The organism is Poseidonibacter antarcticus (assembly GCF_003667345.1).
In the GTDB taxonomy this organism is placed as follows: domain Bacteria; phylum Campylobacterota; class Campylobacteria; order Campylobacterales; family Arcobacteraceae; genus Poseidonibacter; species Poseidonibacter antarcticus.
This window is the reverse complement of record NZ_RCWF01000001.1, coordinates 154,595-174,528: the sequence shown is the minus strand read 5'-3', so window position 1 is coordinate 174,528 and position 19,934 is coordinate 154,595. Positions and strand designations below refer to the sequence as shown.

Below are 19,934 nucleotides of genomic sequence, written 5' to 3'. Positions count from 1 at the left end.
TATGAGTTTTGCATTTAAATTAATCTTTTTAATTTCTTTTACTTTAAGTGCGGCTTTTTGCGTAGATGAAAAAGAAAATCCATATATTTTTACTGATATAAAAAAAGTTCCACATAAAAAAGCAGCCTTAGTATTGGGAACTGCAAAATATGTATCAAAGGGAAAACAAAACTATTTTTATACCTATCGTATAAGAGCAGCAGTTAAATTATGGAAAGCTAAAAAAATAGATGCTATTGTTGTATCTGGAGATAAAAGTGCTAATTATGATGAAGTCACTTCTATGTATAAAGATTTAATAAAAGCGGGTGTTCCTGCAAAATATATTACAAAAGATTTTGCAGGATATAGAACTTTTGATTCTATTATACGAGCAAAAGAAATTTTTGATTTAGATTATTATATTATTGTATCACAAAAGTTTCATCTAAACCGTGCCTTATATATTGCACATGGGAAAGGTCAAAAAGCCATTGGCTTTGCAGCATATGATATAAAAGGGACAGAAGCTGCAAAGAAAATGCAAGATAGAGAATCTTTAGCACAAATAAAAGCTTTCTTAGATCTTCATATTTTAATGACCAAAGCAAAGGTCTTAGGTAAAAAGATAAAAGTTAATTATCGAAATTAATTATCAAAAGTTACTAAAAATTCACAACCTAAAAGTTCCTTATTTTTATAAATATAAGTAGTATTATTTACTGATATATTTCCTTTCATTCCAAGAACAATAAAATTGTATGTAATGTTAAGACCCAAGCCAGTTCCTTTACTTTTATGTTTACTTGTTGTGTATGGTTCAAAAACTTTATTAAGTAAATCTTTATTAATCCCTCCTGCATTATCTTTGAGTTTAATATAGATTTTTTTGCCTAATTTTTTTGTTGTTATAAAGAAATATCGCTCTTTAATGTTTTTTTCTAAGAATGCATCTATTGAGTTATTGATAATATTGATAAAAGATTGAATCATATCATTTTGATAATTATTCATGATAATATCGTCTTCTAAATCTAAAATCACTTGAATTGTATTCTTTGTAACTGAAGTTTCTACTACGTTTAAAAAACTTTTTATTGTACTAGATAGATTAAAATCATTTAATTCTCTATCTGCTTTTATAAATTCTCTAAAATCATCAATTGTATGAGATAAATATTGTGCATTTGTATTTATTATTTCCATATTCTTTAAAAAAACTTTTTCATCTAAAGTGTTTAATTGTTTTTCAAGTTTTGAAGCAGTTGCTATAGAAGAAATAATAGATAGAGGTTGTCTCCATTGATGCGCAATATTACCAATCATTTCTCCCATTGATACTAATTTAGATTGTTGAAAAATTATTTCTTGTTGTTTTAGTTGTTCTGTAATATCAGTAATATACCCAATGAAATATAAAATATTATTACTTGCATCTCTTTGTATAACAGAATGTTCTAAAATCCATTTTATTTTATTATTTTTATCAATAATTCTATATGGTTCATATTTAAAATGACTTAAATTATTTTCTTTAGCATAATTAGCTTGATTAATAACATCTTTTATGTCGTCTTTATGAATGCAATGAGTATACGTAATATGTTTTGAAAGAAAGTCTTCTTTACTATATCCTAATAGCTTAGACACACTTGAAGAAACATATTCAACATCCCATGTAGGATTATTCTTCCACTTAAAAAGAACAGAATCACCTTTATCAAATATTGACAATAATGTTGCTTGTGATTGTGTTAATGATGTAGCAAGTTTATTTAGATTTTCTACTTTTTGTAAATCTTCTTTTCTCTTTGTAATATCATTTATTGTCCATAAAATACCTTTTGATAATTTATTAACATACTGTTTATTCAAGGTTTTCCCTGAAAGTTCACAATAAATAATTGTTCCATCTTTTTTCTTAAATTGGCATTCTATATAAAATGTTTCTTGAGCTTTTAATAAAAGGGATGTATTCTTTTTTATTTTATTATAATTATCTTTTGACAAGTGTAATTTAAGAATATTACTTCCTATTAGCTCTTTTGTAGTCTCATAACCAAATATATTTATAAAACGTTTATTTACTTTTAGTATTTCCATTTTATTATTAACATAAATTAAACCACTTTGAGCATTATCAAATAATAAGGATAGTTCATATTCATTTTCTAAAATTATTTTGTAATTTTTGTCTTTTTCAATCGCAGTTGCTGCAAGATTAGAATATGCAGAAATAAATTTAAGTTCAAAATCAGAAGGTTTTTTTGGTCTATCATTATATATTGCAAAAGTTCCAAGTATTTCATTACTTGAAGAAATTATAGGTTCGGACCAACATGAGTGTAGATTAGCTTTCTTTGTTAACTCTAAATAATTCTGCCAGTTTTCATGGGTATTAATATTTTCAACAATTACTCTTTTCTTTTTATATGCAGCACTTCCACAAGAACCTATTTTTTCTCCTATTTTAATACCATGAATAGCAATATTAAAAAATGAAGGTAAATTAGGTGCAGAAAAAGTTAATAAATGTTTTTTTTCTTTATCTAATAAAAGTATTGAACATGTACTCTTTTTATTTCTATGTTCTGCTAATAATACAATTTTATCTAATATTTTTTTTAGATTATTTTCAATAGCAATATATTCTAATAAAAGCTTATTATCTTTATATATTAATTCATATTCTTTTTCAATAGTTACATCTTTTATTATACAAAACAATCCAACTTCATTATTATTTAAGTCATAAAGAATCTGTTTAGAAGCAGTAAAATATGAAGTAATTCCATTTTTATGAATAATCTGTTCTTTATAATTAAATTTATCTTCTTTTGTTTTAAATATTTCAGTATCACTTTTTCTAAATAAATCAGCATTTTCTTTAGAAAATAAATCATAATCTGTTTTAAAAATTACATCTTCTCTTTTTTTATCGAAGAAATCTAAAAAAATCTTATTACAATGGGTATATTGACCGTTGAAATTTTTTACGAATACTAAATCTGATATAAGTTCAATAAAATTATGTAATTCTTTCAGATTGTGTTTAGTTTTCATCTTAAGCCTTTAAGATATTAAAAAAATCTTTTCTACTTATTTCTTTTGCCCCAAGAGATGCTAAATGATCATTATAAACTTGACAATCAATAAGCTTAATTCCATTTTCTTTTGCTTGTTTACATAAATAATAAAAAGCTACTTTAGAAGCATCACTTACTTTTGCAAACATACTTTCACCACAGAAAATATCATCTATTAATAGACCATATAATCCACCTACTAATTTATCATCTAAATAACATTCAATTGAAAATACATAACCTAACTCAAAGAGTTTAGTGTAAGCTTGGATAAACTCTTGACTAATCCAAGTATCATCTTCATGTTTTCTTTTTATATTAGCACAATTTTTTATTATCTCATCAAAATTTTCATTTGATTTTATAATAAAACCTTTATTCTTAATACTCTTTTTTAAGCTTTTAGAAACTTTAAATTCTTCAGGATATAAAACCATTCTTTTATTTGGGCTAAACCAATGTATATAATTATCTTCATCAATAAACCAAGGAAATAAACCATTTTTATATGCATTTATCAGTCTTTGTGGGTGGAAATCACCACCAATTGCTACTAAATCATTATTCATCATTTCTAAACTTGGAAAAATAAAGTCATTTTCCTCTAAAAGGTATATTTTTTCTTTATTATCTAATATTCTCATAAGTTATTTTATCTAAATAGAATTAACATTCATCTTTTAATGTAACACTCCAATCTTTGTATTCTGGATTATTCTTAATTTCATCTATTTCTTTTTGCGTTAAATCTTGATATTTCATAGTTTTCCCATCCCAGATAATACACTCGAAAGTCTTTTCTTTTTTAAATATAGTTCGTATAATTTCTAAAAACATTGTATTCCTTTATTATATTGTAGTCATTTTATATAAACTTAACTAAAATTAAGTTAGTTTTAATTTAAAAAGATGTTATAATGTCAGTAAGCAAATAATACGGAGGTGAAGATGATAGAGGTTTTACATTTTTAGTATTGTTACAAACTAATATAATAATTTGATTCACTGTGTAGTGAATAGGTTAAGTAAATGTTTTATTTAACTGTAATATTTAAGAAGGGAGTTTAACAAATGTTAACTCCCTTTTTTTTATGTCAAAAAACTTAATATTGATTATACGCTTAAAATTTAAATAGTTTTAGATACTATTCTTTACTTAAAACATATTTCCTGGAGAATTTTTTTGAAAATAGATATATCAGAGTCCTTTATAAATAAAAATAGAATTAGCTTAATTAAAAAGATTTGTGGAAATAAAACTGGTGAAGAATTAGAAAAAGCAGTTTCAAATGCTTTTAGTGATGTGGTAACAACACTAGATGACAGAACATATAAATTAATAGATTTTATATCAAAACTTGATAATATAAATAAAATTACGGATGATAATTTACCTAATTATACATTAAAAAATAAAAAAGTTCATATTATTAAAACTGAAAAAGATTTAAATGAAGCTGTTTTAAAGTTACTAGATTCAAAAATTTTAGGCTTTGACACAGAACAAAAACCAATCTTCCAAAAAGGTGTTCCACCTAGTAAAATTGCAGTTATTCAAATATCTGATGATAAAAATTGTTATTTATTTCAAGTTCATCTAATAAGAAATATAAAACCATTATTAGATATATTAACAAGTAAAGATTTAATTAAAGTAGGAATCGGATTAAATGGTGATACAGATGCTTTATATAAAGAATTTAGAATTAGACTTAGATGCTGTATAGATTTTGGTTCTTTATTTAAAACAAAGATGTCTTTTCCTAATGATATTGGGGCTAAAAGAAGTGTACTTTTATTTTTGAATCAGAACTTACAAAAATCTAAAAGGGTATCAAGATCAAATTGGGAAAATATAAAATTATCAGACACACAAGTTAAATATGCTAGTGAAGATGCATCTTGTGTATATGATGTTTTTTGTACTATGCTAATAAACTATCCTTTTTTATCAGAAATTCTTCCTTCTTGGTTTCAAGAAAAATATGATAATAATCATTATAAAAAGTTATTAGAAGAATTTTAAATCTTAATTAATAGTTTTATTATTAATTTTAGCAAATATCCAAGCTGCTAAAGTTAATAAGAAATATAATCCTCCAATAAAATACAATTGTTCTACTTGAGTTGTAATCTCATAATATATTATTAAAATAGTACCAAAAGCTAATACAATTAATGAAATTATAGTAATAATTATCGATGAATTTGTTTTTTTATATATTCTAAAATTCGCATATGCCATTAAGAATGAAACTAATAAAAATGTAACGCTCCCAAATTCTAATATTACTTTTAGATTCCCAAGTAATATCATAGTAAAAGAAAATGAAGCCATTATAATTACAGCATAAATTGGAATATTATTTTTCCTTTTTTGTAAAAAACTTGGGAAATATCCATCTTCTGCAATAGTAGATATTTGTCTTGATGCCCCAAATAATGTTCCATTTATAGCACTACTTGTTGCAAGTAATGCTCCCAATATTACCAAATCTGTTCCCCAATGTCCTAATACTTTATTTGCACCAGCAGCTAATGCATATTCTTTATTTTCAATAATATCGGGGAAAGGAATTGATATAATAGCTCCAATTGATATAATAACATATAATGAAATTGCTAAAAATAGGGCAGTGTATATTGCTCTTGGAATATTTATTTCTGGTTTATTCATCTCATTAACTGCATTTATTACAAGTTGAAAACCTTCATATGCTACAAAAGTTAAAGATGAAACTATTAGTATTGATATTATAGTTATATTACTATTATTTTGTTCTATTAATATGGGAAGAGTAGTATTTGAATGGTTCATAAGTGTAAATGAAATTATCAAAAGTATAGTTAGTTTTGTATAAACCATAATATCTTCAATTTTACCCATTCCTTTTACACTCCAAATATTTATAAGTGTAAAGATTAAAATTATTAGACCTGCTACTAATTTTCTAATTAATTCATTATCACCAAATGAAAAATTACTAATTGCATAAGCAGAAAAAGTATAAGCATATAAAGCCAAAGTACTTATATATCCAAAAATAACCCACCATCCTATTAATGATGCTGCAAATGGTGTATTTGGAAATGTTTTTTTATAAAAAGAGTAGGTAGCTCCTTCATCTTTGTAATAAACACCTAATTTAATATAAGAATAAGCAGCAAATGTTGCAATAATTCCACCTATTATTATAGCAATGGGAGTATATACTCCTACCATTGAAACAGAAATACCTAAAACTGTAAATATCCCACCTCCAACCATTCCTCCAAGAGCAATAGCAATTAGTTCAAAAATACCTAGTGATTTTTTATTTTTTCTTAACATTAACATTCCATTTTATTTAATTATTGAGGAAAGAGTATATCTAATTTTATGAATAAATAATAAAAATTCATACAAAGATCTCTTACAATTTATTATATATTTTGTAATTTATATGTTGATTTAATGTAATTTTTAGTAAAAAAATGGCTTTAACTAAGAAAATACTTGTTATTACTAAGATAATTTGATATACTATCGCCAACAGAAACATAGAAAAGTATTTACTTTATATTTTCGACCACTCTAGAAATAGGGTGTATTACATTTAAAAGGAATTTGCAATGGCAGATCAAGTTAACGGAACTGTAAAATGGTTCAATAGTGAAAAAGGTTTTGGATTCATCCAACAAGAGAATGGTGGAAATGATGTATTTGTTCACTTTAGACAAATCAATAACCCAGGTTATGGTAGAGTTTCTCTTGAAGAAGGACAAAGAGTGTCTTTCGAAATTGGTGAAGGCGAAAAAGGTCCTCAAGCACAAAACGTTACAATTCTGTAATCTTTTCTCAGTAAGTAGATTTTAATCTACTTACTGATTTTCTTCTTTTATTTTAAAATCCCTAACTTATTTAAAAATAGTATCAATATTATAAATGGAACTATATATTTAACTAATACATACCAAATATTAAATAAACTTTTTGATGTATGTTTTAAGAACTTTTCTTCAAGTAATTTTTTATCAACAAAATATCCTAAGAATAGACAAGTTACAATTGCTGCAATTGGCATCATTATAGATGATGTAATAAAATCCATTAAATCAAAAGCATTTTTTCCAAAGAAAGTTAAATCATTTCCATATTTAGTAGACATTGAAAGCAGGGCTACTACTCCTAAACTATAAAAAATACCTCCACACAATATTGTTGCTTTTTTTCTTGTCATATTATATCTTTCGATAAAATACATTAATGATGGTTCAATCATTGAAACAGCAGAAGTGATTCCTGCAAATACTAAAGCTAAGAAGAATGAAACAGCAATAACTTGACCTAAAATTCCCCATCCTGAGAAAATTACAGGTAATGAAATAAACACAAGTCCTGGTCCCGATGTACTTTTGGCACCTGCTTCAAATAAAAAGGAGAAGATTATTAATCCTGCAATAATTGCAATTGTTGTATCAATAATTGCAACCATAATAGAAGATTTTACAAAATTTGCATTTTTATCTAATGAAGCTGAATAAGTCATAATTGTACCAACACCTAATGAAAGTGTAAAAAATGCTTGACCTAAAGCTGCAAGTAATGCATTTTCATCAATTTTTGAGAAATCAGGTTTAAACATAAAACTAACAGCAGTAGAGAAACTATCTAAAGTTAAGGCATATAAAAGTAGTCCAAATAAAATTATTCCTAATAAAGGCATTAGAATTAAATTTATTTTTTCTATACCATCTTTTATTCCCTTTAATACAATAAAGATAACAGTTCCAGCAATTAATGAGTGATAAAATAGCTGTAAAGCTATGTCTTTTGATATTAATGTCTCAAAAATTAAACCAGCAGTTTGAGTATCTTTAGGAAGAGATGAAAATGAAGTAATTACATAGTTTAATATCCAACCTAAAACAACTGAATAAAAAGATAATATTAGTAAACCTGTAATTATTATCAAACCTGCAAATTTCCATTTCTCATTTTTAGATTTAGATGTTTGTATAAACGATGTAGCAACATTTGCTTGGGCTGTTTGTCCAATTACTGCTTCTGCAAGAAAAACAACTAATCCAATAAATAAAATAGCTAGCAAATATATTATAACAAATGCTCCTCCCCCATATTCTCCTGCAATATAAGGAAATTTCCATATATTGCCTAATCCAACTGCTGAACCTGCCGCAGTAAGAATAAACCCTAATCTTGTAAATTTATTCACATATGTACCTTTTTGGCGTAATTATAATAAAATTAATATGAAATATAAGTTATTGGAAAGTTAAAAATAAAGAAAGTAGTTAAATAATAGTTTAATATTAGAACACTACATAATTTATATTAATTTTGTAGCGTTTCTATTCAAAATATACATATTTAATAGTTATTTGTTGAGCCTAATACTTTATCAAGAGTATACTTTAAATCTTCATCCAAATCCATATTTGATCTCATCCAATTTAAATAACCTGAATCTTCTTTTGCAACATCTGCTATTTCTTTGCCTTTATGTTTACCAAACTTAAAAGTTTTAATAAATACTGGAGTTAAAGTAAGTTCTACAAGTTTTTCTATTGGATTATAATCTGGGTAAATCTCTCTACATTTTGCAACTAATTTTGAAAGAAATAGTTTCATAACTAAAACATCACCAATTGCATCATGAGCTTTGATTGTAATATTGTGTTTAGCAGCTTCATTAGCTTCTGTTTTATATAATTCAAGAGCATATCTTAAATATTGTAATCTATGATAAGGAAGATCAGAAAATAAATGTTTCGCACATCTTAATGTATCTATTTGTTTATATTGATTTACAAAACCTTCTTTTTGAATCATTCCCATATCAAAAGAGATATTATGAGCTATTATATAGTTTTCATTTGTATTTAATTCTTCTAATCTTTTATAAAAAGAAGTTTCAGTAGCTTTTGGTTTTCCTACAATTAAATCAGGTGTTATATTGTGAACTTCCATTGCTTCAATTTTTATATCAATATCTGTTGTACATAATTCATCAAAAGCCTCAACTTTTCCTTTTTGGTCAAGTATCATTGCTCCAAATTGGATAACTCTATCTTCTTCTTGATTTCCTGTTGTTTCTGTATCAAATAGTACATAATGTGCCATAGGTATTATTTCCTCTTTATATAATTAGCATTCCATCACCATAAGAAAAAAATCTATATTTTTCTTTTACAGCTTCTTCATAAATTTCTAGTGTTTTTTCTAAGCCTACAAATGCTGCAATTAGCATAATTAGTGTTGATTTTGGAAGGTGAAAATTTGTAAGTAAATAATCAACTTTAATAGGTTTATTAGCAGGATTTAAAAATAAATCACATTCTCCTGAAATCATATTTTTTCTAGCATAATATTCAATTGTACGCGTAACCGTAGTTCCAACTGCTAAAACTTTTGAAGCTTTATCAAGTGATTCTTTAGCTTCTCGACCTATTTCAAAATATTCACTATGCATTGGGTGATCCAAAATATCATCAGCATCAACAGGTTTAAAAGTTCCTGCTCCTACGTGTAGTGTTAAATAATTTACATCAAATTTATCATTTATTTTTTGTAATAACTCTTCTGTAAAATGCAAAGATGCAGTAGGTGCTGCAACTGCTCCATAGTTTTTTGCAAATAATGTTTGATAATTTGTATTATCTTCTTCATTATCTTCTCTATTCATATAATGTGGAAGTGGTAAATGTCCAATTTTATTTAAAATATCAACTAATGTTAAAAAGTCTAGTTTTTCTTTATTTTTATAAAATTCAACTACTCTTGTTCCATCATCATTTAATTCTAAAACTTTTACTACTAATCCTTCATCAAATTCAAGTTCTAATCCCTCATGAACTTTTCCTCGAATCATTACTAAATATCTATCCATAAAAAGAGGTTTATTTAAAAGTAATTCAACTTTTCCACCTGATGGTTTTTTACCAAATATTCTAGCTTTGATAACTTTTGTATCATTTAAAAATACTGAAATATCATCAGGTAAAAAATCCATTAATTTTTTGAAAGTTGTATGAGTGATTGTGTCTGTTTTTGTATTGTAAACTAAAAGTTTTGCACTATCTGCTGGGAATACTGGTTTTGAAGCTATGAGTTCTTTTGGTAAAGAATAGTCATAGCTTGAAGTTTTTAAAGGGTCTAACATAAAGTTTATTTTCTCTCTTCTTCATCTATTTTTTCATCGTCTTCATCATCGTCAAAATCTTCTTCGTCTTCATCTACATGAGCAGGATTGAAAACTTTTGCAATATAAATTGACACACCATAAAGAATTATTAAAGGACCTGCCATTAAAAACTGTGTTAATACATCAGGAGGTGTTAAAAGTGATGCTAAAATAAAGATTAAAACAACTGCATATTTAAAGAAATCTTTTAGCATTTTATCATCAACAAGACCAATTTTTGCAAGGAAAAATGTAATTACAGGTAATTCAAAAGCAACACCAAACCCAAATAATAGTTTTGTAAAAAATCCAACATATTTACCAATACTAGGTAATATTGTAACAACAGCAGAACCAAAATTAACTAAGAATTCAAATCCATAAGGTACAACTACATAATAAGCAAATGATGAACCAATCAAAAACATTAATGTTGCAAAAAATACAAAAGGAACTACAAGTTTCTTTTCATGTTCATAAAGTCCTGGAGCTAAAAACAACCATAATTGCCAAAATATTATTGGTAATGAAACTATAAATCCAGAGAAAAAAGCAACTTTAAGTGCAGTGAAAAATGTTTCTTGAATTTCAACAGCAACCATTTTTGAATCAGGAGGTAATACAGCTTCAACAGGAACCATCATCCATGTTAATATTGGTTCATAAAAGAAAAAACATACAAAAAACATCACTATTAGTGATAATCCTGATATTACTAATCTTTTTCGTAAATCGGCTATATGAGGTTTTAAATCATCAAACATTAAACATTATCCTCTTTTTTTTCATTGTCAAAATTTACTTTGAATTTATTTGTTGGATTTTCTTCAACTTCAGGAGTTTTCTTTTTATCTTTCTTTTTTAAAGATATTTTTTCATTTTTAGGTTTTTCTCTTTTTTGATTTGAATCATCTTTCATGATATTATCAAGTCCTAAATCAACTCTTGAATCCATAGTCATTGATAGTTTTGTATCTTCTATTTGAGTTTTGAATTTATTAGCTTCTTCTTTGATTTCATCAATATTTAATTCATTATTAAATGTTGATTTTGCATCTTCAACACCTGATTTAAATTTTTTTAAAAACTTAGCTACTTCAACCATAGCAGTAGGTAATTTATCAGGTCCAAGTGCGATAATTGCGACAATTGCAATTAGAAAGATTTCCATAAAGCCCATTCCAAACATTGTATATCTCCAGTGCATATTTAAGATAGAGATTTTATCTAATTTGAACAAAAATATTAATTAATATTTATATAAAGATTTTTAATTATTAAAAATCTTTTAACCTTGGGCTTTATGCTAGCTTAATACAAAAGTATTAGGCTAGTGGATATTTAAAAAGATAAATTGAAAATACCATATTGCAATTGATGTAATATATCCAAGTAATATGGCCCATGCATATCTCATATGTGAACTAAAAGTGTAAATTCCTCTTAATTTCCCCATAACTCCAACTCCAGCTGCACTCCCAAAAGAAATAAGAGAACCACCAATACCAGCTGTAAGTGCAACTAACATCCATTGTGAAGTATTCATATCTGGATTTGCTTTTAAAACAGCAGACATTACAGGAACATTATCAACAATTGCAGATAAGAAACCAACACAAATATTTGACCAAGTAGGACCAAGAACATCAGGATTATAAACTACTGATAATAAAGTTAACCATCCTACAAAATATAAAGCTCCTACAACTGCTAAAATACCAAAGAAAAACATTAATGTATTGTTTTCAATTTTTGCCATTGCTCTAAATACATTTAATTGGTCATCTCCATATTTTCTTGTAAGACGATGAGAATAAATTTTTAATAAAGTTAAACCAAACATCATTCCCCACATCGCAGGAAAATCAAGAATTTGATGTGAAATAATAGCTGATAATAAAGTTATAAAACCTAAGGCTATAACCATTCTAGCACCAATTGCCATTTTTGGTTTTACTTCTTCTTCTACATTAAAAATAGGTTGTGATTTAGGAACAAATCTAGATAGTAAAAAAGCTGTAATTAAATATCCCACTGTTGAAGCAGGGAATAAATATAAGAAATCAGTAAAATCTCCTTTTCCTGCTGTCCATGTCATAAGCGTTGTAATATCTCCAAAAGGTGACCAAGCACCTCCCGCATTTGCTGCAACTACAATATTTATTGCACTTGGAACTAAAAACTCTTTATTATTTTTTTCGATTGTAATTAAAACAGTTGCTAAAATCAACGCAGTTGTTAAGTTATCAGCAATAGGTGAAAGGAAAAATGCAATTAATCCTGTTAACCAGAATAATTTTCTATAACTATATCCTCTTGAAACAAGGTTGTATTTTAAAGCATCAAATACACGCATATGTAATAAAGATTCAATATACGTCATAGCAACAAATAAGAAGAAAAATATTTCAGCAATTTCTAATATAACTTTTTCAGCTTCATTATGAACTAAATGAATATCTAAACCATTTGTATAATAATAAACAGCAATTAATAAAAAAGAAAAAATACCAATAAAAAGTGCAGGTACAGACTTATCAAGATTATATTTTTCTTCATTTGCAACGAAATAATAACCTACTATAAAAATAATAAGTGTTGCAAAACCAACCCAAGTATACGTAAGATTAGGATTTTCAAATTCGTTTGCAAACAAACATATTGAAAAACCAACAATACTAATCAAATATTTAAACATGTGAATTCCTTATTTATAAGTTCTAATAATCAAGTATGATGTAAAAGAAATAATTGTAACACTAATCGCAATTGGTAAAAAAGTTTCATTATGAAAAGATAGGGCGATTGATGAAATAATTGCACCTAATCCAAACTGTAAAACTCCAATAACACTAGAAGCGACACCAGCATTTTTAGAAAAATGTTCTAGAGCTAAAGCCATACAATTTCCAAAAATAAAAGCCATCATACTCATATAACTAGCCATTAAAATCATAGTTATAATAAGTGAATTTCCCTCATAATTTATCATCATTAAAATAGCAGCTATTACTTGAATAAATATTGCAAATTTAATTAATTCTATAGGGGTATATTTTTTTAAAAATATTAAATTTACTCTAATCATTGAAATTAAGATAATAAAATTAAATCCAAAGAATAAAGGAAACATATCAGTTGAAATTCCATAATGTTCAATATAAATAAATGAAGATTTTGAAATAAAGATAAAAAATCCAGAAAAACCTAAAGCTAAGGTCAACATTGCTTTCATAGCTTTTTTATGAGTTAAAACTATTTTAAAAGATTCGATAACATTTTGCTCTATATAAGTAAAACTTTCATCTAAATCTTTGTAAACCCAAAGGGCAACTAACAATGAATAAACTGTTAAAAATACAAATACAGCTTCCCATGAAAAAAAGTGTATGATAAAAGCACCAATAGCAGGTGCAATTAGAGGAGCTAAACTTCTAATCGTTCCAATTAATGAAAATACTTTTGCAGCTTCTGCACCTTTGAATCTATCTCTAACAGAAGCTGCTGCATTTACTACTACAATTCCACCAAAGAATGCTTCTAAGAATCTATATACCCAAAGTTCATAGATATTTGTACTAAAAATAATTAGAAAACTAAAAAATGCATATCCTAAAAGTCCAACAATGGAACCTTTTCTTCTACCATATTTATCAGAAATTGGTCCACCAAAAATTTGACCAATGGAAAATCCAATTAAGAAAATAGATAAAGTAAGTTCAATTTTTTCAATTCCCACACTAAAATATTTTGCTATATCAGGAATAGAGGGGATATAAGTATCTGTTCCCATTGGAGCAACTGATGATAAAACAGATAATAATACGATTAAGTATATATGATTTATTGGTTTTTTCATTTTTGCTCATTTAGTGAGATAAGAACTTTTTCAAGTGTAGAAAAAAATTGATCGATTTCATCTTGACTTAGTTTTGAAGCAACACTAGCTCTAAAATCTTGTACTGTTTGAGTACTTTCTTTTAATACGTTTTCTCCAAGTTTTGTAAGTTTTATCAAATAAGTTCTTTTATCTAATTCTTCTTTTTTAATAAAACCTTTTTTTTCTAAAGTTTTTAGCGTTCTACTAATTGTTGTTTTATCTTTTCCTAAAATTTCTGCAATTTTTGTTTGGGTAACATTTTCTTCAAATTCTAAAATCTCCAAAGTAGCTCTTTGTTCTAATGCAATACTATGTTGTTTTAATTTATGATTAAATGAGCTATTTAATAAGTTAGCTGTTTTATTAATATTAAATCCTATAGATTGTTTTAAATCAGTGTGCATTTAGAATCCTTTAAATGTATATACAACTATTGCATATACAACCTTTTAAAAAGATTAAATTAATCTTCACTATTAAAGCTTTTTAGGAAATATATTCTATTAATGAATTAATTGATTTTGTAGTATAATGTTTTTGTAAGTAAGCAAAAACAATTACAACAATAACACCAATCCCCATTGTTACAGCAATACCTAAAATCACTAAGAAAACTAGAATTAATACATAAAATTGTTGAAGCTCACCATCTATTGATATATTGAAACCTTTAGATGATTTTTCTAAATTAACAGATAAGTCATATTTTAATATTGAAGTTTTGAAACTATTTAAAAGAAGTGTTCCATCTTTGTTGATTGGAGTTTCATTTGAGAAACTTTTTAATTTTTTTTCTAAAGAATTTAAAAAATCTTCTTTAGTTTTTTTTGAAGTTATTTCTTTTCTTATTGATATATCGAATAATCCCATACTAATCCTTAAAGTATTATCTTTTGAAGATTAGTAGTATATCGGGATTAAAAACAAAGTTAACAATCTTTTTGAATAAAAATTATACACTTGTATAGATTTTTATTATCTTCTTTTATCTTCATACATTCTATCTTGTTTATTATTGTTTTGTCTACTATTATTTTGTTTCTTTTCATAGTGTCTATTATTTGTTTTTTCTCTATTATACTGTTTATGATCATTATGTTTATTATTTACTTTTATTTTATTATTTTGTTTAATAACAGTTTTTCTCTTATCTATATAAATATTATTTACTTTTTTTCTATGTTGTTTTTTATCATAATATTTACCATAAATAGTTTGATTTGGCTTTCTATAATTTCTAGATTTATTCCAATTATTCACCTTGTGATATTTATAAGGTCTATAATGAACATGTCTTGGAGCGAAGTTTCCTCTATGTCTTAATCTATCATTATATGTGTATCTACTATCATAAGTGAAGAATATATTATTATAAAAATATCCTCTTCTATCAAAAAATCCAAAATAGTATCCATAATTATCATAATAGCCATTTTTTTTATAATTAAATTTTTTGTATCTATTATCATATCTATGGTCATCAGATTTAAAACCTACATCTATACTTGCATTGTTTCCAATTGGAACACCAATTCTAACACCAATATTAGCATCAGCAAAAAGTGAAGAGCTTAATATCAGTAATGAAATAATGAGTAGTTTTTTCATAATCAATCCTTTGTATTAATTGTAGAAATCATAGCATATTTATATAAATGAATTCTAAATGAATTTTATTTACATTTATTGAATAAGTCTTTTAATTCCAAATTTAAAGCATTAGAAGAGATATAAACTTCCCATAAAGAAAGAAGTAAAGATAGACACATTATTATTAAACTCACACCAAAAACGTTTTTTCCAATAGTATGAAAACCTAAGAAAAGTGCAAACATAGAAACCGTACACATAAGTATAGATACCACTCCAAAAAATTGCATCCATTTAGTAAGTTCTAATCTTTTTTTCAAATTTTGAATTTGTCCTGAAAGATCTTGATTTGTGTTTTCTTTTGCCTGACGACTGATTGAACGAATAAGTTGTCCTGTAGTTAAAAATCTATTTGTATATGCCAAAAGAAGCAATGAGATAGCAGGGAATAACAATGCTGGTGTTGAAATTTCTATTTCCATAAAAAGCCTTTTATATTTTTTGCGTATTATAACAAATAAAAATGTCATAATTATTTACAAAAGTTTTTATTTGGTGATAGTTAAATATCACTATCAAAACTTTTATAAAGCTTTTTTATAGATTCATAATCATCTTTTCTAAAGAAAGTTAGAACTTCATTTACATCTTCTTTCATCATTCCAAGACCTAATAAAGTCTCTTCACCAAGTCTTAAACTTCCCTCTAAAACTTCAGGTATTGCCCATGAAGCACCATGTATTAATAAAGCATCTCTAGTTTTCATATTTTCTGTTCTAGCTAAAATCTTTATTTTCGGTGAAATATTTCTAATATGTGAAACAATTTTTGCTGATGTATGATGACTATCAACAGTAACAATAACACTTCTTGCTCTTGAAAGTCCAATATGAGCTAAAAACTCTAAGTTACTTAATTCTCCATAATAAACAGCTCTTCCTTCTTTTTGACCAATTTCTACTCTCTTTGTATCAATATCAAAAGCTACAAAAGGTACATTTGCATGCTCTAGCATAGTTGCAACAAATCTACCAACACTACCATATCCTACTATGAATACACCATTCCATTCTTCTTGAGGAACATAAGCAGATTTTATTTCTATTGGTGTATTATCAAATTTAATACTGAATTTTTCACTTATTTTTACAAAAAGTGGAGTTAAAAGCATACTAAAAGAGATAATTGTAACAGCTGCAACAAATGTTTCATCACTAATAACACCTAAAGCTTTTGCTGCTCCAAAAAGAACAAATCCAAACTCCCCACTTTGAGCAAGTAGAAATGAAACTGAAATAGCAGTTGATCGTGTATATCCCATAAATAACATTATTAAAAACAGTATTAAGATTTTTATTCCCATTATTACAACTAAATGTTGAATCAAAATTAAAGGGTTTTCCATCATTGCATTTAAATCAACAGACATTCCAACAGCAACAAAAAATAAAGTCATAAGAAGACCCTTATATGGTTCTACATTTGCTTGAATTTGATAATGATATTTAGAACTTGATAAAATCATCCCCATAATAAAAGCACCTAAAGCCATAGAAAGCCCAGCATATTCCATTGCCCAAGCTGCAAAAACCACAGATAAAATTACAGAGAAAAAGAAAGCCTCTTTATTTTGATTTGATGCTAGATAATCAAGAAGTTTAGGAATAATATATTTTCCAAAAGCTAGTAAAATTAGTATCAAACTAATAGCAATCAAAATTTGTTGCCAAATAGAATGTCCATCAGTTAAATTTCCTTTATCTGCTAAGATTGGAACAAAAGCTAAAAGCGGAACAACTGCTAAATCTTGCATTAAAAGAATTGAAAAACTACTTTTTCCCATAGGAGAATAAATCTCTCCCTTTTCTTGTAAAATTTGCATTACAAAAGCAGTTGAAGAAAGTGCAAATGTTAGACCAACTAAAATAGCAACTTGTAAAGAAGTAGCATATAAAGATGAGTATAAAAATATAAAGAATCCTGAAATAAGAATTTGAGCAGTTCCTAAACCAAAAACCTCTTTTCTCATACTCCAAAGTTTTTTAGGTTGCATCTCAAGACCAATTACAAATAAAAGTAAAACTACACCAAATTCTGTTATATGTCTAAGCGATTCTACTTCTTTTGTAAGGATAGGACCAGGAGAGTAGGGACCTACAATAACTCCTGCAAGTAATAAACCTAAAATACTGCCTAATCCTAATTTTTTTGAAAGTGTTACTAAAACAGCAGCAACAACAAAAAGATAAAGCATAGAATTCAATAAATGAGCATTTGACATAAAAATCCTTGTAATTAGTCTAAATATTATATATTTTATCATATTTTTAGCTCAAATATTAAAACTGATTGTTTATACTTTTTAGAAAGATATAATTTAGTTTTGACTTGTTATAATTTTCTATGAAAAATCTAAATTATAAAGAAAAAAAAGTACAATTAAAAAATATACTTACTCCTGCTTTAAAAGATACAGTGGATCTTGTTATTCCCTTACATGTTTATTATAAAAATATGATGCAAGAAGTAAAGGTATTTCTAGAAAAAAAATATGAACTTAATAAAAGTGAACTAAATTTATTAGTTACTTTGAGTACAACTGAAAATAAAACTTTAGCTCCTACAAAACTTTATGAAGATTTAGTATTCTCATCAGGTGGAATGACAAAACTTTTAAAAAAGCTTGAAATGAAAGATTATATTACAAGAATTGAAAATCCTGAAGATAAGCGTAGTAAACTTGTTAAAATAACATCAGTTGGTGAAAGTTTAGCAATTGATGCATTAAATGATGTATTAAAAATAGAAGGAAGTTATTTTATTAATTTAACTGATGTAGAAAAAAGTACATTGTTAATAATTTTTGAAAAGCTTGCAGATAAGAAATAAATCTTAAATTTCCACTCTTCTTTCCTTATATTAGTCATTGTTTTACCTACTTTTTGATAAAATCACTGAAAATAAATATTTAGTTAAAAAAATTAAGGAAAAAAATGAGCTATGTAGTATTAATAATAGTAGGTTTTGTATTATATTTAATTGCAAAAAATTATAAAACAGAAGAATTTAAAAATATAAATTTAAAAGTAAAAGAAAACTTTAATGGTGATTTAATGAATCACGAAGCCGGATTATTAATTGCTTTAATGGCAAAAGTTGCAAAAGCGGATGGAAAAGTTTGTGAGTTAGAAGCAGAGCTTTTAAAACACACTTTTAATGATATTTCAAGTCATTTTGAAAATAATGAAGAAGTAAGAGAACAACTGAAAGTTTTATATAAAAAAGAAAAAGAAAGTTTTGATAATACTCTTGAAATATGTCAAAGATTATACAGCCTTACAAAATTTGAGTATTCTAAACGTGTTAAAATTATGGAATATTTATTAAACCTTGCATTTATTGATAAAGAATTTTCAGATACTGAAAGAATGATTACAGAAGATATTTCAAATGCCTTAAAAATAAAAATTCAAGATTTTGAGAATCTAATTAGTACTTTTAAAGCCTTTTATTCAAATCAAGCTTCATCAAATGCACTTTCATTAGAAAAAGCATATTCGATTTTAAAATCAAATAGTACTGATGATAATGCTACATTAAAGAAAAACTACAGAAAACTTGTAAAACAACATCACCCTGATATTATGTCAGGACGTGGTGAATCTCAAAGTATTATTGATGAAGCTACAAAAAAACTTCAAGAAATTAATGAAGCTTATGAAATAGTTAAAAAAGATAGAGGGATTTAATGTTAGGATTTGATGAGTCCTATGAAATTTGTAGTTGTAAAAAAGTTTCAATTGAAGAAATAATAGTGGCTTTAGAAAAAGAACAAAATCCAACTTTAAGTGATATACAGGATTTAACAGGTGCTGGAACTGAATGTAGATACTGTATTTTTAAAGAAGGAGATAATGGTAAAATGAAGAAAAATATATATTGTAAAGATGTATTAAATAAAATTAAAAATGAGCGAATAAATGGCTAGAAAATTTCAACACTCATATGAAGTATGTACTTGTAAACAAGTTACACTTGGTGAAATTATTCATGCAATAAAAGATAGAAATGCATCTTCTCTTATAAAAATAGGTGAATTAACAGATGCAGGTACATGTTGTAAATCTTGTGTTTGTAAGGAGCAAGATCATGGTGTTAAAAAAATGGAACTTTATTTAGATGAGATATTAAAAAAATTTGAAAAGAAGTAGTTAC

The 19,934-nt window shown here is 26.0% G+C and carries 23 protein-coding genes; 7 read left to right on the top strand and 16 right to left on the bottom strand.

Features of this window, described 5'->3' with window-relative positions; genetic code table 11:
• The first annotated feature begins 1 nt into the window (after nt 1).
• Nucleotides 2-631, top strand: coding sequence for a SanA/YdcF family protein (locus D9T19_RS00905; RefSeq protein ID WP_121626314.1), 630 nt, complete (start codon nt 2-4; stop codon nt 629-631).
• Here the strand turns inward: D9T19_RS00905 and D9T19_RS00900 are convergent.
• The 3 genes from D9T19_RS00900 to D9T19_RS14470 are packed head-to-tail and all read right to left on the bottom strand — an operon-like array spanning nt 628 to nt 3,902.
• Nucleotides 628-3,042 (bottom strand): PAS domain S-box protein, encoded by a 2,415-nt coding sequence (locus D9T19_RS00900; RefSeq protein ID WP_121626313.1) that lies wholly within the window; start codon nt 3,040-3,042, stop codon nt 628-630. The two genes, D9T19_RS00905 and D9T19_RS00900, sit on opposite strands and share 4 nt — an antisense overlap.
• A 1-nt stretch (nt 3,043) precedes the next feature.
• Nucleotides 3,044-3,709: a leucyl/phenylalanyl-tRNA--protein transferase gene (gene aat, locus D9T19_RS00895; protein ID WP_121626312.1), complete on the bottom strand. Its 666-nt coding sequence runs from the start codon at nt 3,707-3,709 to the stop codon at nt 3,044-3,046.
• A gap of 22 nt (nt 3,710-3,731) precedes the next feature.
• A complete protein-coding gene (locus D9T19_RS14470; RefSeq protein WP_162984516.1) occupies nt 3,732-3,902 on the bottom strand; it encodes a hypothetical protein in 171 nt (56 codons plus the stop codon).
• A gap of 346 nt (nt 3,903-4,248) precedes the next feature.
• Between D9T19_RS14470 and D9T19_RS00890 the strand changes: the two genes are divergently transcribed.
• Entirely contained in the window at nt 4,249-5,091 is an 843-nt protein-coding gene (locus D9T19_RS00890) for a 3'-5' exonuclease (protein WP_162984515.1), read from the top strand.
• 3 nt (nt 5,092-5,094) lie between these two features.
• Here the strand turns inward: D9T19_RS00890 and D9T19_RS00885 are convergent, their stop codons facing one another.
• Nucleotides 5,095-6,396, bottom strand: a complete 1,302-nt coding sequence (locus tag D9T19_RS00885) for an APC family permease (RefSeq protein ID WP_228197935.1) — start codon at nt 6,394-6,396, stop codon at nt 5,095-5,097.
• A 281-nt stretch (nt 6,397-6,677) separates the two neighbouring features.
• On the opposite strand from D9T19_RS00885, the gene D9T19_RS00880 reads away from it, so the two are divergent.
• Nucleotides 6,678-6,896: a cold-shock protein gene (locus D9T19_RS00880; protein ID WP_121626309.1), complete on the top strand. Its 219-nt coding sequence runs from the start codon at nt 6,678-6,680 to the stop codon at nt 6,894-6,896.
• A gap of 47 nt (nt 6,897-6,943) precedes the next feature.
• On the opposite strand, the gene D9T19_RS00875 is transcribed toward D9T19_RS00880, so the two are convergent.
• The 12 genes from D9T19_RS00875 to D9T19_RS00820 all read right to left on the bottom strand — a co-directional run bounded on the left by D9T19_RS00875 (nt 6,944) and on the right by D9T19_RS00820 (nt 18,000).
• The gene (locus tag D9T19_RS00875; protein WP_121626308.1) at nt 6,944-8,281 is read right to left on the bottom strand and encodes a sodium-dependent transporter; all 1,338 of its coding nucleotides are present in this window, start codon (nt 8,279-8,281) and stop codon (nt 6,944-6,946) included.
• A 155-nt stretch (nt 8,282-8,436) separates the two neighbouring features.
• Entirely contained in the window at nt 8,437-9,189 is a 753-nt protein-coding gene (locus D9T19_RS00870) for a 3'-5' exonuclease (protein WP_121626307.1), read from the bottom strand.
• Between the two features lie 16 nt (nt 9,190-9,205).
• Nucleotides 9,206-10,228: a tRNA preQ1(34) S-adenosylmethionine ribosyltransferase-isomerase QueA gene (gene queA, locus D9T19_RS00865; RefSeq protein WP_121626306.1), complete on the bottom strand. Its 1,023-nt coding sequence runs from the start codon at nt 10,226-10,228 to the stop codon at nt 9,206-9,208.
• A gap of 5 nt (nt 10,229-10,233) precedes the next feature.
• Nucleotides 10,234-11,013 (bottom strand): twin-arginine translocase subunit TatC, encoded by a 780-nt coding sequence (gene tatC / locus D9T19_RS00860; protein WP_121626305.1) that lies wholly within the window; start codon nt 11,011-11,013, stop codon nt 10,234-10,236.
• The gene (gene tatB / locus D9T19_RS00855) at nt 11,013-11,420 is read right to left on the bottom strand and encodes a Sec-independent protein translocase protein TatB (RefSeq protein ID WP_228197934.1); all 408 of its coding nucleotides are present in this window, start codon (nt 11,418-11,420) and stop codon (nt 11,013-11,015) included. The genes tatC and tatB overlap by 1 nt, the downstream gene beginning before the upstream one ends.
• A gap of 159 nt (nt 11,421-11,579) precedes the next feature.
• Nucleotides 11,580-12,947 (bottom strand): sodium:proton antiporter NhaD, encoded by a 1,368-nt coding sequence (gene nhaD, locus D9T19_RS00850; RefSeq protein WP_121626303.1) that lies wholly within the window; start codon nt 12,945-12,947, stop codon nt 11,580-11,582.
• Nucleotides 12,948-12,956: 9 nt separating this feature from the next.
• Complete coding sequence (locus D9T19_RS00845; protein WP_121626302.1) at nt 12,957-14,108, bottom strand: multidrug effflux MFS transporter; 1,152 nt, start codon at nt 14,106-14,108, stop codon at nt 12,957-12,959.
• On the bottom strand, nt 14,105-14,533 hold the full coding sequence (locus D9T19_RS00840; RefSeq protein WP_121626301.1) for a MarR family winged helix-turn-helix transcriptional regulator: 429 nt from the start codon (nt 14,531-14,533) through the stop codon (nt 14,105-14,107). Before D9T19_RS00840 ends, D9T19_RS00845 begins: the two co-directional genes overlap by 4 nt.
• A gap of 82 nt (nt 14,534-14,615) precedes the next feature.
• Nucleotides 14,616-14,999, bottom strand: coding sequence for a hypothetical protein (locus tag D9T19_RS00835; protein WP_121626300.1), 384 nt, complete (start codon nt 14,997-14,999; stop codon nt 14,616-14,618).
• A gap of 105 nt (nt 15,000-15,104) precedes the next feature.
• Nucleotides 15,105-15,737, bottom strand: a complete 633-nt coding sequence (locus D9T19_RS00830; protein ID WP_121626299.1) for a hypothetical protein — start codon at nt 15,735-15,737, stop codon at nt 15,105-15,107.
• Between the two features lie 65 nt (nt 15,738-15,802).
• Nucleotides 15,803-16,201, bottom strand: a complete 399-nt coding sequence (locus tag D9T19_RS00825) for a DUF2721 domain-containing protein (RefSeq protein WP_121626298.1) — start codon at nt 16,199-16,201, stop codon at nt 15,803-15,805.
• An 80-nt stretch (nt 16,202-16,281) separates the two neighbouring features.
• Nucleotides 16,282-18,000 (bottom strand): cation:proton antiporter domain-containing protein, encoded by a 1,719-nt coding sequence (locus D9T19_RS00820; protein WP_121626297.1) that lies wholly within the window; start codon nt 17,998-18,000, stop codon nt 16,282-16,284.
• A 122-nt stretch (nt 18,001-18,122) separates the two neighbouring features.
• On the opposite strand from D9T19_RS00820, the gene D9T19_RS00815 reads away from it, so the two are divergent.
• From D9T19_RS00815 to D9T19_RS00800, 4 genes are all read left to right on the top strand, one after another.
• Nucleotides 18,123-18,608, top strand: a complete 486-nt coding sequence (locus D9T19_RS00815; protein ID WP_121626296.1) for a MarR family winged helix-turn-helix transcriptional regulator — start codon at nt 18,123-18,125, stop codon at nt 18,606-18,608.
• 104 nt (nt 18,609-18,712) lie between these two features.
• Nucleotides 18,713-19,468, top strand: coding sequence for a TerB family tellurite resistance protein (locus D9T19_RS00810; protein WP_121626295.1), 756 nt, complete (start codon nt 18,713-18,715; stop codon nt 19,466-19,468).
• A complete protein-coding gene (locus D9T19_RS00805) occupies nt 19,468-19,707 on the top strand; it encodes a (2Fe-2S)-binding protein (protein ID WP_121626294.1) in 240 nt (79 codons plus the stop codon). Before D9T19_RS00810 ends, D9T19_RS00805 begins: the two co-directional genes overlap by 1 nt.
• Complete coding sequence (locus tag D9T19_RS00800; RefSeq protein WP_121626293.1) at nt 19,700-19,930, top strand: (2Fe-2S)-binding protein; 231 nt, start codon at nt 19,700-19,702, stop codon at nt 19,928-19,930. Before D9T19_RS00805 ends, D9T19_RS00800 begins: the two co-directional genes overlap by 8 nt.
• Nucleotides 19,931-19,934 lie beyond the last annotated feature (4 nt).

What these genes read in the sequence shown, in the direction of transcription:
- nhaD (WP_121626303.1), bottom strand. Translation starts at nt 12,947, where the DNA reads ATGTTTAAATATTTGATTAGTATTGTTGGTTTTTCAATATGTTTGTTT.
- queA (WP_121626306.1), bottom strand. Translation starts at nt 10,228, where the DNA reads ATGTTAGACCCTTTAAAAACTTCAAGCTATGACTATTCTTTACCAAAA.
- D9T19_RS00870 (WP_121626307.1), bottom strand. Translation starts at nt 9,189, where the DNA reads ATGGCACATTATGTACTATTTGATACAGAAACAACAGGAAATCAAGAA.
- D9T19_RS00905 (WP_121626314.1), top strand. Translation starts at nt 2, where the DNA reads ATGAGTTTTGCATTTAAATTAATCTTTTTAATTTCTTTTACTTTAAGT.
- aat (WP_121626312.1), bottom strand. Translation starts at nt 3,709, where the DNA reads ATGAGAATATTAGATAATAAAGAAAAAATATACCTTTTAGAGGAAAAT.
- D9T19_RS00830 (WP_121626299.1), bottom strand. Translation starts at nt 15,737, where the DNA reads ATGAAAAAACTACTCATTATTTCATTACTGATATTAAGCTCTTCACTT.
- D9T19_RS00840 (WP_121626301.1), bottom strand. Translation starts at nt 14,533, where the DNA reads ATGCACACTGATTTAAAACAATCTATAGGATTTAATATTAATAAAACA.
- D9T19_RS00800 (WP_121626293.1), top strand. Translation starts at nt 19,700, where the DNA reads ATGGCTAGAAAATTTCAACACTCATATGAAGTATGTACTTGTAAACAA.
- tatB (WP_228197934.1), bottom strand. Translation starts at nt 11,420, where the DNA reads ATGGAAATCTTTCTAATTGCAATTGTCGCAATTATCGCACTTGGACCT.
- D9T19_RS00845 (WP_121626302.1), bottom strand. Translation starts at nt 14,108, where the DNA reads ATGAAAAAACCAATAAATCATATATACTTAATCGTATTATTATCTGTT.
- D9T19_RS00825 (WP_121626298.1), bottom strand. Translation starts at nt 16,201, where the DNA reads ATGGAAATAGAAATTTCAACACCAGCATTGTTATTCCCTGCTATCTCA.
- D9T19_RS14470 (WP_162984516.1), bottom strand. Translation starts at nt 3,902, where the DNA reads ATGTTTTTAGAAATTATACGAACTATATTTAAAAAAGAAAAGACTTTC.
- D9T19_RS00815 (WP_121626296.1), top strand. Translation starts at nt 18,123, where the DNA reads ATGAAAAATCTAAATTATAAAGAAAAAAAAGTACAATTAAAAAATATA.
- D9T19_RS00805 (WP_121626294.1), top strand. Translation starts at nt 19,468, where the DNA reads ATGTTAGGATTTGATGAGTCCTATGAAATTTGTAGTTGTAAAAAAGTT.
- D9T19_RS00880 (WP_121626309.1), top strand. Translation starts at nt 6,678, where the DNA reads ATGGCAGATCAAGTTAACGGAACTGTAAAATGGTTCAATAGTGAAAAA.
- D9T19_RS00820 (WP_121626297.1), bottom strand. Translation starts at nt 18,000, where the DNA reads ATGTCAAATGCTCATTTATTGAATTCTATGCTTTATCTTTTTGTTGTT.
- tatC (WP_121626305.1), bottom strand. Translation starts at nt 11,013, where the DNA reads ATGTTTGATGATTTAAAACCTCATATAGCCGATTTACGAAAAAGATTA.
- D9T19_RS00810 (WP_121626295.1), top strand. Translation starts at nt 18,713, where the DNA reads ATGAGCTATGTAGTATTAATAATAGTAGGTTTTGTATTATATTTAATT.
- D9T19_RS00885 (WP_228197935.1), bottom strand. Translation starts at nt 6,396, where the DNA reads ATGTTAAGAAAAAATAAAAAATCACTAGGTATTTTTGAACTAATTGCT.
- D9T19_RS00900 (WP_121626313.1), bottom strand. Translation starts at nt 3,042, where the DNA reads ATGAAAACTAAACACAATCTGAAAGAATTACATAATTTTATTGAACTT.
- D9T19_RS00835 (WP_121626300.1), bottom strand. Translation starts at nt 14,999, where the DNA reads ATGGGATTATTCGATATATCAATAAGAAAAGAAATAACTTCAAAAAAA.